12 protein-coding genes are annotated in these 13,294 nt (G+C 73.2%); 5 read left to right on the forward strand and 7 right to left on the reverse strand.

Annotated features, from left to right (window positions below; genetic code table 11):
• Position 1: 1 nt before the first annotated feature.
• From aspS to BMZ92_RS15250, 3 genes are all read right to left on the reverse strand, one after another.
• Positions 2 to 1,783: an aspartate--tRNA ligase gene (gene aspS / locus BMZ92_RS15240; RefSeq protein WP_091507656.1), complete on the reverse strand. Its 1,782-nt coding sequence runs from the start codon at positions 1,781 to 1,783 to the stop codon at positions 2 to 4.
• A 597-nt stretch (positions 1,784 to 2,380) separates the two neighbouring features.
• Positions 2,381 to 3,397, reverse strand: coding sequence for an Rv2578c family radical SAM protein (locus tag BMZ92_RS15245; RefSeq protein ID WP_091507659.1), 1,017 nt, complete (start codon positions 3,395 to 3,397; stop codon positions 2,381 to 2,383).
• A gap of 38 nt (positions 3,398 to 3,435) precedes the next feature.
• Entirely contained in the window at positions 3,436 to 4,494 is a 1,059-nt protein-coding gene (locus tag BMZ92_RS15250; protein WP_091507662.1) for a threonine aldolase family protein, read from the reverse strand.
• A gap of 126 nt (positions 4,495 to 4,620) precedes the next feature.
• Here BMZ92_RS15250 and BMZ92_RS15255 point away from each other — a divergent pair, with 126 nt between their 5' ends.
• Positions 4,621 to 6,081, forward strand: a complete 1,461-nt coding sequence (locus BMZ92_RS15255; RefSeq protein ID WP_091507664.1) for a benzaldehyde dehydrogenase — start codon at positions 4,621 to 4,623, stop codon at positions 6,079 to 6,081.
• 18 nt (positions 6,082 to 6,099) lie between these two features.
• Here the strand turns inward: BMZ92_RS15255 and BMZ92_RS15260 are convergent, their stop codons facing one another.
• The gene (locus tag BMZ92_RS15260; RefSeq protein ID WP_091507667.1) at positions 6,100 to 7,953 is read right to left on the reverse strand and encodes a Na+/H+ antiporter; all 1,854 of its coding nucleotides are present in this window, start codon (positions 7,951 to 7,953) and stop codon (positions 6,100 to 6,102) included.
• 159 nt (positions 7,954 to 8,112) lie between these two features.
• Here BMZ92_RS15260 and BMZ92_RS15265 point away from each other — a divergent pair, with 159 nt between their 5' ends.
• Together BMZ92_RS15265 and BMZ92_RS15270 are read left to right on the forward strand one after the other, a co-directional pair.
• Complete coding sequence (locus BMZ92_RS15265) at positions 8,113 to 9,237, forward strand: M20/M25/M40 family metallo-hydrolase (protein WP_091507836.1); 1,125 nt, start codon at positions 8,113 to 8,115, stop codon at positions 9,235 to 9,237.
• The gene (locus tag BMZ92_RS15270; RefSeq protein WP_091507668.1) at positions 9,234 to 9,773 is read left to right on the forward strand and encodes a MarR family winged helix-turn-helix transcriptional regulator; all 540 of its coding nucleotides are present in this window, start codon (positions 9,234 to 9,236) and stop codon (positions 9,771 to 9,773) included. The genes BMZ92_RS15265 and BMZ92_RS15270 overlap by 4 nt, the downstream gene beginning before the upstream one ends.
• 5 nt (positions 9,774 to 9,778) lie before the next feature.
• Here BMZ92_RS15270 and BMZ92_RS15275 read toward each other — a convergent pair whose 3' ends face one another.
• Both BMZ92_RS15275 and BMZ92_RS15280 read right to left on the reverse strand, forming a co-directional pair.
• Positions 9,779 to 10,264, reverse strand: coding sequence for a glutathione peroxidase (locus BMZ92_RS15275; protein ID WP_091507671.1), 486 nt, complete (start codon positions 10,262 to 10,264; stop codon positions 9,779 to 9,781).
• Between the two features lie 4 nt (positions 10,265 to 10,268).
• Positions 10,269 to 10,475, reverse strand: a complete 207-nt coding sequence (locus BMZ92_RS15280; RefSeq protein WP_091507673.1) for a hypothetical protein — start codon at positions 10,473 to 10,475, stop codon at positions 10,269 to 10,271.
• 80 nt (positions 10,476 to 10,555) lie between these two features.
• Here BMZ92_RS15280 and BMZ92_RS15285 point away from each other — a divergent pair, with 80 nt between their 5' ends.
• On the forward strand, positions 10,556 to 11,110 hold the full coding sequence (locus BMZ92_RS15285; RefSeq protein ID WP_091507676.1) for a hypothetical protein: 555 nt from the start codon (positions 10,556 to 10,558) through the stop codon (positions 11,108 to 11,110).
• Between the two features lie 21 nt (positions 11,111 to 11,131).
• Positions 11,132 to 11,320: a hypothetical protein gene (locus BMZ92_RS15290; RefSeq protein WP_091507679.1), complete on the forward strand. Its 189-nt coding sequence runs from the start codon at positions 11,132 to 11,134 to the stop codon at positions 11,318 to 11,320.
• 21 nt (positions 11,321 to 11,341) lie between these two features.
• Here BMZ92_RS15290 and BMZ92_RS15295 read toward each other — a convergent pair whose 3' ends face one another.
• The gene (locus BMZ92_RS15295) at positions 11,342 to 13,279 is read right to left on the reverse strand and encodes a primary-amine oxidase (RefSeq protein WP_218153463.1); all 1,938 of its coding nucleotides are present in this window, start codon (positions 13,277 to 13,279) and stop codon (positions 11,342 to 11,344) included.
• Positions 13,280 to 13,294 lie beyond the last annotated feature (15 nt).

The raw sequence follows: 13,294 nt of genomic DNA on the forward strand, positions 1-13,294 counted from the left end.
CTCACGCCTTTTCGGCCGGCTTCACCGGTGGCTTGGCGTCGATGCCCGCCTCCTTGCGCTGCTGCGCGGTGATCGGCGCGGGCGCCCCGGTCAGCGGGTCGTAACCGCCGCCGGTCTTGGGGAACGCGATGACCTCGCGCAGCGACTCGGCCTTGGCCAGCAGCATCGTGATCCGGTCCCAGCCGAACGCGATCCCGCCGTGCGGCGGCGGGCCGAACTGGAAGGCGTCGAGCAGGAAGCCGAACTTCTCCTGCGCCTCCTCCTCGGACAGGCCCATCACCTCGAAGACGCGCTTCTGCACGTCGGCGCGGTGGATACGGATGGAGCCGCCGCCGATCTCGTTGCCGTTGCAGACGATGTCGTAGGCGTAGGCCAGCGCGTTGCCCGGGTCCTGCTCGAACTTGTCGATCCACTCCGGGGTGGGCGAGGTGAACGCGTGGTGCACCGCGGTCCACTTGCCGGAGCCGACCGCGACGTCGTCGCCGATCTCCTCGACCGGTGCGAACAGCGGCGCGTCGACGACCCACACGAACGACCACTCGTCCTCGTCGATCAGCCCGAGGCGGTGGCCGATCTCGACCCGCGCGGCGCCGAGCAGGGCGCGGGCGCCGTTCGGCGTGCCGGCGGCGAAGAACACGCAGTCACCGGGGTTGGCGCCGACCTTCTCGGCCAGGCCCTCGCGCTCGGCCTCGGAGATGTTCTTCGCGACCGGGCCGGACAGCGTGCCGTCCTCGCCGATGAGCACGTACGCGAGGCCCTTCGCGCCGCGCTGCTTGGCCCACTCCTGCCACGCGTCGAGCTGGCGGCGCGGCTGGCTGCCGCCGCCCGGCATCACCACGGCACCCACGTAGGGGGCCTGGAACACGCGGAACGGCGTGTCGGCGAAGTACTCGGTGAGGTCGGTGAGTTCGAGGCCGAAGCGCAGGTCGGGCTTGTCCGTGCCGTAGCGGGCCATGGCGTCGGCGTAGGTCATGCGCGTGATCGGCCGGGGCACGTCGTGCCCGATCAGCTTCCACAGCGCCGCGACGATGTCCTCGCCGACCTTGATCACGTCGTCCTGCTCGACGAAGCTCATCTCGATGTCGAGCTGGGTGAACTCGGGCTGCCGGTCGGCGCGGAAGTCCTCGTCGCGGTAGCAGCGGGCGATCTGGAAGTAGCGCTCCATGCCGCCGACCATCAGCAGCTGCTTGAACAGCTGGGGCGACTGCGGAAGGGCGTACCACGAGCCGGGCCTGAGCCGCGCCGGGACGACGAAGTCCCGCGCGCCCTCGGGCGTGGAGCGGGTCATCGTCGGGGTCTCGATCTCGACGAAGTTCTGCGCGTGCAGCACCTCGCGCGCGACGCGGTTGACCTCGCTGCGCAGGCGCAGGTTGAAGGCGGGGCCGCTGCGGCGCAGGTCCAGGTAGCGGTACTTGAGGCGCACCTCCTCGCCGACGTCCACGCGGTCGTCGATCGGGAAGGGCAGCACCGCCGACTCGGACAGCACGTCCAGCTCGGTGGCGAGCACCTCGATCGCGCCCGTGGCGATCTCGGCGTTCTCGTTGCCCTCGGGGCGGCGGGAGACCTCGCCGGTGACCTTGACGCAGTACTCGGAACGCAGCTGGTGCGCGCGCTCGGCCATCTCGCCCTCGCGGAAGACGACCTGGGCGACCCCGCTGGCGTCCCGCAGATCGATGAAGATCACCCCGCCGTGATCGCGCCGCCGGGCGACCCACCCGGTGAGCGTGACGATCTGGCCGGCGTGCTCGGCACGCAGGGTGCCGGCGTCGTGGGTGCGAAGCACTGCGGTTGCTCTCCTTGAAAAGGCACGGTGGCTAGCAGGGGATTTGCTGCCCGTCAAGGCTAACGAACGCACCCCGGGGCGGCGCGAGCAGGTTTCTCCTACCGGTTGGTGGGTGCGGGGTGGTGGCGCGGTGGGCGGGGGTGGCGCGGGGGCTGGCGTCTGCGGTGAGCGGGGGTGGCGCGGATGGCGCGCGGTGGCGCGGATGGCGCGCGGTGGCGCGGATGGCGCCGGGGGCGCGCGGGGTGTCGCGAGAGAGCGGGACGAGCGAGGCGCGAGTACGCGCGGGGTGGGACGGGACGGGCGCGGCAAGGCACGAGCACGCGCCGCGAGTGCGCACCGAGTGCTGGGCAGCGCGAGCGCACCGGGCCGTCGCGCAAGGCGGCGCAAGCGCGCAGGACGGGCCGAGTGCACACGGCGGCGCGAGCGAGCGGCGGCAGCTGGGCGGATGCTGGGCGAGCGCAGCGGACGGCTCGGCGGCGCGAGCGGTGCGAGCACGTGGGACTGGCGTGCAGTGGCGGCCAGGCGGCACGAGCGACCCGCCGCCCGCACAAAAACCTGACCCAGCGCCCGCGGAAAGCCCGCCACCGACCCCGGCCGTCACAGCAGCGTCATCTGCTCTGGGACCACCTCCGCTTCCCGGGGCGTGGGGATGCGGTGGGACGCCTCGCCGCGGTCGCGGGCGAAGCCGTGGCGACGGAGCAGTGGGCCGACCCTCGCGGCGAGGACCCGGCGGTAGCCCGCCGCCGCGTAGGAGCCTCTGCCGTAGATCTTCCGGTAGCCGTCCACCAGCTCCGGGTGTTCCCGCGCCAGCCACTGCGCGTACCACTCGCGCGCGCCCGGCCGCAGGTGCAGGGCGAGCACGGTCGCGCTCGTGGCTCCCGCTTCCGCGACCTCGGCCAGCAGCGCGTCCAGCTGCTCGGTCGAGTCCGTGAGGCCCGGCAGCACCGGCGCGATCATCACCCCGCACGGCAGCCCCGCGTCCCGCAGGCGGCGGACCAGCTCCAGGCGCGCCTGCGGGCTCGGGGTGCCCGGCTCGACGCGCCGCTGCAGCTCACGGTCCAGCAGCGCGATCGACACCCCGAGCCCCACCTCGACATCGCCCGCCACCGAGCGCAGCAGCGGGATGTCCCTGCTCATCGTGGTGCCCTTGGTCAGGATCGAGAACGGCGTACCCGACTCGGCGAACGCGCGGATGATGCCGGGCATCAGCCGGTACCGCCCCTCCGCCCGCTGGTACGGGTCGGTGTTGGTGCCCATCGCGACGTGCTCCCGCCGCCAGCTCGGCCGCTTCAGCTGCCGCGCCAGCACCTCCGGCGCGTTGATCTTGACCACGACCTGCGTGTCGAAATCCCGCCCCGCGTCGAACTCCAGGTACGTGTGGGTGTTGCGCGCGAAGCAGTAGGCACACGCGTGACTGCAGCCGCGGTACGGGTTGACGGTCCAGCTGAACGGCACGGCCGACTGGCCGGGCACGCGGTTGAGCACCGAGCGCGCCCGCACCTCGTGGAACGTCACCCCCGCGAACTCCGGCGACCGCACCGACCGCACGAGCCCGTCGAGCCCCAGCAGGGCCTGCTGCGGATCACTGTCCGCCCGTTGACTGTCCCACCTCATACCCTCAGTCGAACACGTGTTCGATCGACTGTCAACCCTCATCCGGCGCGCTTGACCAGCTCCCGCACCAGCTCGGCGACCTCGGCCGGGCTGAACTCCAGCGCGTTTTCCCCCACCGTGACCTCGAAACCGCACCTCGACAGGTCGGGCGAGGAGCGCACTCGGAGGAACAGCTGGATCCCCCGCTCCTCCACCATTCGCTCCCCCGCGAGCTGCGCCGCCGCGCGGGACACCGGCAGGTGGACGTGGAACAGCGGGGTCTGCGGCGGATCGGGGAACACGCGGGCGACGCCGTCGGCGTTCACGGCCGCCGCGATCGCCACGGCGTGGTCGCGGAACTCCGCCATCCGCGGGACCAGCCGGTCGAGCCCGGCGAGCGCGCCGAGCGCCAGCGGCCACGCGTCGGGGATCGCCCCGCCCAGCCGCCTCCGCCACACCCCGGCTTCGGCGACCACGTCCGCACCGCCCGCCAGCACCGCGCCGCGCGTGCCCTGGATCCCCTTGTACAGCGAGACGTACACCGAATCGAACAGCCCGGCGATCTCGGCGAACGGGCGGCCGTAGAACGGCTGCGCCTCCCACAGCCTGGCGCCGTCGAGGTGGGCCGCCGCCCCACGTGCGCGGGCCAGCCGCACCTGCTCGGTCAGCTCGTCCCACTCCGGCAGCACCCCGCCGAGATCACGCTGCGGCAGCTCCCAGACGACGGCCGCGAGCGGCTCGGCCACCGCCGCGAGGTCGTCCGTGCGCAGCAGCTCGTTGCGGTCACCCGCCGGGTGGAACCGCAGCCCGTGCACGGCGTTGTAGCCCTGCAGCTCCCACGCGTCCAGGTGCGACTGGGGGTGCGCGGCGAACGCGCGCCGCCCGCTGCGCTCGGCGTGCACGCGCAGCGCGGCCTGCTGAGCCATCGTGCCGCTCGGGAAGAACAGCGCGGCCTCGGCGCCCAGCAGCTCCGCGATCCGCTCCTCCAGGCGCGCCACCGGCTCCTCGGGCAGCGTGTCCTCGTCGACGAGTGCCGCCCACTCGCGCAGCAGGGCCGCGGGCCTGCGGCGGATCGGGGCGTGCAGGGCGAGCGAACGGCGGATGCGGGTGGGGTCCATACCGCGATCCTGCCAGTGCCGTCCGACGGCTTTCGGTCTCCCGCTCAGTGGAAGGCCCACTGGGCAGCGCCGCCCGCGGTTTCCCAGACTGTCCGCCGGACCGCACCCCCAGCCAGGAGAGACGACTTGAGCTTCCTCGACGACGAGAAGTGGACCGGCCGGATCTGGACCGGCAGCTGGACGCGCGCGGCCGGGGGTGACGCCCCCGTGGTCGAACCGGCCACCGGCGCCGAGCTGGGCCGCATCGGCGTCGCCACCCCCGAGGACCTGGCCGCGGCGGCCGCGCGGGCGGCGGTGGCGCAGCGAGAGTGGGCCGCGACGCCGTTCCAGGAACGCGCCGCGGTGCTGCGCCGCGCCGGGGACCTGTGGCGCAGGCACGCCGACGAGCTGCGGACCTGGCTGGTCCGCGAGGCCGGGAGCGTGCGCGGCAAGGCGGACTTCGAACTGCACGTCGCCGGGCAGGAGTGCTACGAGGCGGCGGCACTGCCCTCGCACTCGATGGGCGAGCTGCTGCCCAGCGAGGAGCCCCGGCTGAGCATGGTCCGGCGGGTGCCGGCGGGCGTGGTCGGGGTGATCTCGCCGTTCAACGCGCCGCTGATCCTGTCGATCCGCTCGGTGGCCCCCGCGCTCGCGCTGGGCAACGCCGTGATCCTCAAGCCGGACCCCCGTACCGCGGTGTGCGGCGGGGTGGCGCTGGCCCGCGTGTTCGAGGAGGCGGGGCTGCCCGCCGGGGTGCTGCAGGTCCTGCCCGGCGGCGCGGAGACGGGCGCGGCGCTGGTCACCGATCCGCACGTCCGGGTCATCTCGTTCACCGGGTCGACGGCCGCCGGCCGGTCGGTCGGCGAGCTCGCGGGGCGGCACCTGAAGCGGGCGCACCTGGAGCTGGGCGGCAACTCGGCGCTGGTCGTGCTGGAGGACGCCGACCTGGAGGAGGCGATGAGCGCCGCCGCGTGGGGCTCGTTCTTCCACCAGGGCCAGATCTGCATGACGACCGGCAGGCACCTGGTGCACGCGTCGCTGTACGACGAGTACGTCGAGCGGCTCGCGGCGAAGGCGGACTCACTGCGCGTGGGCGACCCGGCCACCGAGGACGTCGCGCTCGGCCCGATCATCGACGCCGGGCAGCGGGACAAGATCCACGCGCTGGTCACCGCCAGCGCCGACGCGGGCGCGAAGGTCGTGGCCGGGGGCACGTACGAGAACCTGTTCTACCGCGCCACCGTGCTCGCCGACGCGGGCCCGTCGGTGCCCGCCTACGAGCAGGAGGTGTTCGGCCCGGTCGCCCCGGTGACGAAGTTCTCCACTTTGGACGAAGCCGCGAAACTGGCCTCCGACAGCGAGTACGGGCTGTCGCTGGGCATCCTGACCGCGGACGTGCACCGCGGCCTGCGGCTGGCCGAGCGCATCCCGACGGGGATCGCGCACATCAACGACCAGACGGTGAACGACGAGGCGCTCGCCCCGTTCGGTGGCGTGGCCGCCTCGGGCACGGGCTCCCGCTTCGGCGGCCCGGCGGCGAACATCGAGGCGTTCACCGAGGCCCGCTGGATCACCGCCCGCGGTGACGTGGCGAGCTACCCGTTCTAGCCCAGCCGGCAACAGGTTCTAACCCACCAGGCGGTCGACGTAGCACCAGCGCCAGTCCTCGCCGGGCTCGTAGCTGCGGATCACCGGGTGGCCGGTTTCGTGGTAGTGCCGGGTGGCGTGGCGCCGCGGCGAGGAGTCGCAGCAGGCGACGTGGCCGCACGTCAGGCACAGCCGCAGGTGCACCCACGTCGTCCCCTCGCGCAGGCAGTCCTCGCAACCCTCCACAGTGGACTCCGCGTCGCCCGGGTCGGCGAGGTGGGCGCACTGGCCCGCGGTGTTCGCGGGGGTCCGCAGCTCGGCCGCGGTGGCGCGGGTGGGCTCGTCGTGGGGCTCCAGCATCGACTCCTCGATGTCGAGGGTGTCGAGCACGTGCCGCAGCACCTCGTCGTCGACCGTGCCGCGGTCGCGGGCCGTCAGCAGCACCTCACGCTCGGCCGCGAGCATCTCCGACCGCAGCCGCCGGTACGCCGCGCTCGGCGTCTCCTGCAGGCTGCTCGCGAACCCGAGCCGCTCCCACGCCGAATCCGACCGGTAGGCCTGCTTGTCCTCCAGGCGCGCGATGACGTCGGGCGGGTCGTCGTCGGTGCGGATCTCCTTGAGCCGCTCCAGCCCCGCCTGCGTCATGTCGTGCAGCAGCGCGGCCTGCTGCAGCGCGTCCTCGCCCGGATCGGGGGCGGGCAGGTCGAGGCGCCGCACGAGCCGCGGCAGCGTCGTGCCCTGCAGCGCCAGCGTCCCCGCCACGACGACGAACGCGGAGAGCACGAGCACCCCGCGTTCCGGGGTGTCGGCGGGCAGCACGAACGCGGCGGCCAGCGTGACCACCCCGCGCATCCCGGCCCACGCGATCGCGGCCGAAAACCGCCAGGGGTAGACCCAGGCGGGCAGCAGGTTGCGCGCCAGCGCCGAGGCGAACACCCACACGATGCGGCTGACGATCGTCGCGGCGAGCACCGCCGCGCAGATGCCCACGATCGCCCACGCGGAGAGGCTGCTGTCGGCGACCTCGCCGAGGATGCGGCGCAGCTGCAGGCCGATCAGCAGGAAGACCAGGTTCTCCAGCAGGAACTGCACGGTCCGCCAGTTGATGCGGCTCGCCAGCCGGGACGGGCCCGACAGCAGCCGCGGCGTCTGCTGCCCCAGCACGAGCCCGGAGACCACGACGGCGAGCACCCCGGAACCGTGGATCGCCTCGGCGGGCAGGTAGGCGACGAACGGCACGACGAACGACCAGGCGGTGTCGAGCACCGAGTCCAGCAGCCTCCGCCGCAGCAGGACCGCCGCCCAGCCGATGGCGAGCCCCACCGCGACGCCGCCGACCGCCGCGACGAGGAAGTCCAGCCCGACCTCCCACATCGCGACCGAACCGGCGATCGCCGCGATGGCGGTGCGCAGCGCGACCAGCGCGGCGGCGTCGTTGAGCAGGCTCTCGCCCTCCAGGACGCGCACGATCTGGCGGGGCATGCCCACGCGACGGGCGACCGCGGACGCGGCCACCGCGTCCGGCGGGGCGACGACGGCGCCGAGCGCGAACCCGGCGGCCAGCGGCAGCCCCGGGATGACGAGCCAGGTCACGAGCCCCACGGCGAAGGTGGTGAACACGACCAGGCCCACCGACAGCAGGGCGATCGGGGTGCGGTTGGCCCGGATCTCGACCAGCGACGTGCGCAGCGCGGAGGAGTACAGCAGCGGCGGCAGCAGCCCGACGAGCACGAGTTCGGGGTCGAGCTCGTAGGCGGGCACGCCCGGGACGAACGACGCGGCGACGCCGGCGATGATCAGGCACAGGGGCGGTGACCAGTCGAACCGCCGGGCGATCCCGGTGACCACCAGGACCGCCACGACCAGGCCGATGATCTGGGTGGCTAGCTGCATGAGCCCGTTTCAGGAAGTAGTGCGGAGGAAAAGGCCTCCGTGGTCAGGGGTGCTGCCGGGTCGTACATCCGGGTGGTGACGAGGATATCCGGCGCGGCGGCTGGAGAGCCCGTGGTGCCGCCGGCGCTGTTGGCGTGGGCGGTGCGCGCCCTGCCCGCGATGACCGCCGATCTCCGGCTGCTCGTGGAGCTGGAGACACCGAGCGACGACAAGACCCTGCTCGACACGGGGCTCACGGTGCTCGGCCGGTGGCTCGCCGGGAGGCTCGCGGGGGCGCGCTTCACCCGGCACGACGGCGGGCGGCACGGGGACGTCCTGGAGGTCACCCTTCCCGGAACAGCGCCCGGGCACGTGCTGTTCCTGTGCCACTACGACACGGTGTGGCCGCGCGGCACGCTGGAGACCTGGCCCTTCCGGGTGACGGACGGCCGGGCGAGCGGGCCGGGCACCTTCGACATGAAGCTCGGCATCGTGCAGGCGGTGTGGGCGCTGCGGGCGGTGCGCGCCTTCGGGCTGCGGGTGCCGTCGGTGCGGCTGCTGCTGACCGGGGACGAGGAGATCGGCAGTCCGGCGGGCAGGCCGCACATCGAGCGGTCGAGTGACGGAGCGCTGGCGACGCTGGTGTTCGAGGCCTCGCTCGACGGGGCGCTGAAGACGGGCCGCAAGGGTGTCGGGCTGTTCGACGTGACCGTGCGGGGCGTCGAGGCGCACGCCGGGCTCGACCCGGCGGCCGGGGTGAGTGCGATCCACCAGCTGGCCGAGCTGATCGGCATGATCTCCGCGTTCGGCGACGCGGGCAAGGGGACGACCGTCAACGTCGGGCTGGTCCGCGGGGGTACCGCGCTCAACGTCGTCGCGGGCGAGGCGAGCTGCGGGGTGGACGTCCGGGTCGCCCAGGCCGCCGAAACGGCCCGGCTCGACGCGGATTTCGCCGCGCTGCGGCCGTCCGACGCGCGGGCGCTGCTGAGCGTGCGCGGGGAGTGGAACCGGCCGCCGATGGTGCCCAACGCGCCCACCCGGCGGTTGTTCACGCTCGCCGCGCGGGTCGGCGAGCAGCTGGGCCTGCGGCTTTCCGACGTGTCCGTCGGCGGCGCCAGCGACGCGAACTTCGTGTCCGCGCTCGGCCGCGGGGTGCTCGACGGCCTCGGCGCGCTCGGCGGGGGTGCCCACGCGCGGCACGAGCACGTGCTGCTCGCCCCCGTCCCCGCCCGCACGGCGCTGGTCGCCGGGCTGCTGGTGGCGCTGGCGCCGGGCCCGGCGGGCGCGCCTACCCTGGGCGCATGACCGCCGAACCGACCACCACCGGGGACCTCGACTACCTGGGCTTCGTCGAGTACGCGGTCGCGAGGACGACCGAGGAGCTGCCCGACGTGGACCCCGTCGCGATGCGGCTGGGGCTCACCTTGCACCGGCTCACGAGCGCGCTGGTCTATGACTGGGAGTCGACCGTGCACCGGCCGCGGGGCTGGAGCTGGGGCGGCTTCCGCGTGCTGTTCGTGCTGTGGCTGGCGGGCCCGATGGAGGCCAAGCGCGTCGCGCAGCTGTCCGGGATGAGCCGGGCCGCCGTGTCGGCGCTGGTGAACACGCTCGAGCGGGACGGGCTCGTGTCGCGCACCCAGGCCGAGCACGACCGGCGGGCCGTGCTGCTGTCGCTCACCGAGGACGGGCACCGGGCGATCACCAGCGCCTACACCGCGCACAACGAGCGCGAGCAGGCGTGGGCGAACGCCCTCACCGAGTCCGAGCGCACCGTCCTCATCGGACTGCTGGAGAAGCTGGCCACCAGCTCCGCCGCGAACGAGGCCAAGCGCCGGTTCTGACCCGTTCAGCGGGTGAGCGCGGCCTCGATCGCGGCCACGACCTCCGGCGACTCCGGATCGGTCGCGGGCCGGAAGCGGGCGAGCACCTCGCCGTCGGCGGTGACCAGGAACTTCTCGAAGTTCCACTGCACGTCGCCCGCCTGGCCGTCCGCGTCCGGCGTGCGCACCAGCTCCTCGTACAGCGGGTGCCGCCCCGGCCCGTTCACCTCGATCTTGGCGAACATCGGGAACGTGACCCCGTAGGTGGCCGAGCAGAACTCCGCGATCTCCTCCGCGCTGCCCGGCTCCTGGCCGGCGAACTGGTTGCACGGGAACCCGGCGACCGAGAAACCCTTGTCCCCGTAACGCCGTTGCAACCGCTCCAGCCCTTCGTACTGCGGCGTCAGGCCACAGCGTGAAGCCACGTTGACCACCAGCAACACGTCTGCGCCGAGTTCGCGCAGCGTCGCCGGTTCCCCGGACAGCGTGCGCAGCGGCAGAGTGGCGAACACCCGGTCAGTCCGCGGTGCGCGGGCCGGGGACCGTGGTCAGGCCTTCCGCGGGTTTGAGGCCCAGCGCGTCGAGCAGCAGCGCGCAGTCGTCCGCGTCGGCGGCCGCCGACGCGACCGCCCGTACCGCGCGGCGCCGCTGGTCGAGCACCGCCGCGGAGTCGTCGAGGACGTCGTGCGGCTGGGCGATCACCGAAAAACCGTTCTCTCGCATGCGTTCCCCTCCACCTGGTCGCGAAACCGTGTAACGGCCGGGCACCCGGGGTAGCCGGTCACCGGAGAAAGGAGCGGTAAATGAGCTACTCCCCCGATCCGGTGCGGGCCGACGGCCCCGCCGTCGTCACCGAAGGTACCCCTGACGGGCCGATCGTGCTGGTGCTCGACCCCGCGGGTGAGGCCAAGCACGACGGGCTGCCCGCGACGTGGCGCGACCAGCTCGGCAGCTGGCGCGTGGTGTGGTGCCGGGTGCCCGCCGACGGCGCGCTGACCGGGGCGGACGAACTCCTCAGCGACCCGCCCGGCACCGGGAAGGTGCACGTGGTGACCAGTGGTCCCTGCACGGACGAAGCGCTGCGGCTGGCGGAGGCGCACTCCGGGACGGTGCGCTCGGTGCTGCTCGTCGACCCGGGCGCCTCCGGGTACGTGGAGGCCGGGGACGGCGAGGCCGCCGACGAGCACTGGGAGGAGCAGACCGAACAGCGGCGCTGGGCGCTCACCCGGTCGGGGGTGGACGTCCGGGTCGTCGCGCACAGCACGGGCGGTCCGCGGGACCGGATCCCCGCCCCGCTGCCGCTCGGGCACCCCGACGTGGTCGCCGCCGTCCAGCAGTCCATCGCCGACCTGGGCTGAACGCCCCGGAAAGGAGTTCCCGTGAGCGATCCCCTCGGCACCGAGCAGCCGGTGGAGGACGTGCTGGAGCAGCGCCAGGAGGTCAGCGACCCGGCGGTGGACGTCGACCCCGCGCTGCCCGCCGAAGCCGATCCCGCGGACTACGCCGAGCAGCAGCGCCCGGTCGCGGACCCCGACGTGCTCGACGAGGAGGACCGGGAGTACGGCTGAGCCGACGGCCGGCGGGCGCCCTCAGCCGTGGCAATGATCTCCGGCGGCATCCGGTGGCAGGTCGAGCATCGGGTTGCCGTCGAAGAAACCTGACGGCTTGAGGTGCACGCTCACGCGCGTCACGGGCATCACCGGCCAGTCCTCCGGGCGGACGACGTGGTGCGCGCCGAGCGTGTACCACAGCACGAGGTCCGCGTCGCGCAGCGAGCGGTTTCCCGCCGTGTAGCGGACGAGGCCGTCTCCGCCCGGGTTCTGCGCCACGTAGTCCCCGCACGCGAAGCGCTCCTCAGCCGCGTACGCCGTGGCCCACAGGTGCTTGGTCGCGAACTGCCCGCGCGCGTACTGCTGCGAGCCCTCCTGGAAGAAGGGCAGCACGTTCGCCCCCGGTTCCAGTTTGTACGCGACCTCCTGCCCCAGCGCGTTCCGCTTGTCGGCACTGGTGATCAGCCACGCGCGGCCCGCCAGCGGGTCGATCACGCGCTGCGCCTCCGCCTCGCTCGTCAGCTGCCGCTTCACCTGCCGCCACGCGTTGCCGTACGGGTTTCCCTCCCCCGCCGGCACCGCGACGGACTCCACCTCGTACAGGTTGTTGCGGTCGCCGTCCACGCGCATGTCCAGCCGCACGCTGAAGAAGTGCTGGTGGTGCGGCCCGTACAGGCCGGGCGCGACGAGCGTGCCGTGCTCCGGCGCGGTGCCGGGCGGCAGCGCGCCGGTGGAGATGACGCCGGTCAGCTTGACCTCGAACTCGATCGAGCCGTCCAGGTACAGGTTCCAGTAGAACCCGTAGTCGTAGTTGCCGACGGTCGCGAAGAACGACACCACCAGCCGCCGGTTGCGCCGCACCTCGCCCTTGCCGGTGCGGAAGTCCGTGTGCTTCCAGCCGATCGAGAAGTCCTCCTCGTGCAGGCAGATCGCGTTCGGCAGATGCAGCGCACCGCCGTCCTGGTCGTTGACCCACGCGTCGAAGTAGTGGATCTCGCCGAGGCAGTCGCAACCCAGCCGCAGCGAGTTCGCGAGCACGCCGAGCCCGTACTCGCCCATGTCGAACACGTTCTTGTTCCAGTGCGTCGCACCGGGATCGCCGTAGGGCACGTACATCTCCGACAGCGACGCGCGGTGGATCACCGGCCGCAGCGTCCCGCGGTCGACGTAGCCGATCTCGTGCAGCACCAGCCCTTCGCGCGGGGTGAAGCCGACGCGCAGCCGCCACGGGCCCCACGACACGGCATGCCCGTCGACGGTGAAGCCGCGCCCTTCCGGTTGCGTGATGCTGACCGGCTTCAGCGCCTCCCGTGCGTGTGGGAACGCCGGCACGTTGCCGTCCTCGAACGCGAGCTCCGGGTCGTAGTTCCCCGGCTGCGGCGGCAGGGGTACGACGCCGTGGTCCTCGACGTCGAGCACCTCCATCGCGTCGAGGTCGACGGTGACGATCACGTTCTCGACCGGCCGCGCGTAGCCGTTGTCGTCCGGTTTCGCCCGCACGAAGGTCAGCGGGCGCGCGAGCCGCCGCCGCGCCGGATCGTCCTCGGCGCCCCGGTAACCCGACGCCCACGGATCGATCATGGTCAGCGAGAAGTCGGTGATCCCGCGCCGCGCCATCGCCTCCCGCCAGCGCGGGTCCGCCCGGACCAGCTCCTCGCACGCGAGGAACTCCTCCAGCGTGATCGGCGGCTGCACGCCGGGGACCTCGCGCCAGGACACGACCTCCGCGCGGCTGAGCGAAACCACCGCCTCGTAGGTGCGCCGCTCGGCGCGTTCGCGCAGCACGACCGCCGCGCACCGGTCCCATTCCCGTCCGGGCGCGAACCCGGTTACGAACTCCTTGTCCGGTTCCCGCGCCTCGATGTAGACGAAGCGCGCGCTGGGCGCGAGGCCCTTGTCGCGCCGCAGGATCGCGCTCGCTTCGGCGATCTCCTCCGGCGACAGCGGGTCGAGCGGGTGCGTCGCGGTCTCTGCCATCTTCCGACAATCCCA

The sequence above is a fragment of the Amycolatopsis sacchari genome, assembly GCF_900114035.1.
GTDB classification, from domain to species: Bacteria; Actinomycetota; Actinomycetes; order Mycobacteriales; family Pseudonocardiaceae; genus Amycolatopsis_E; species Amycolatopsis_E sacchari.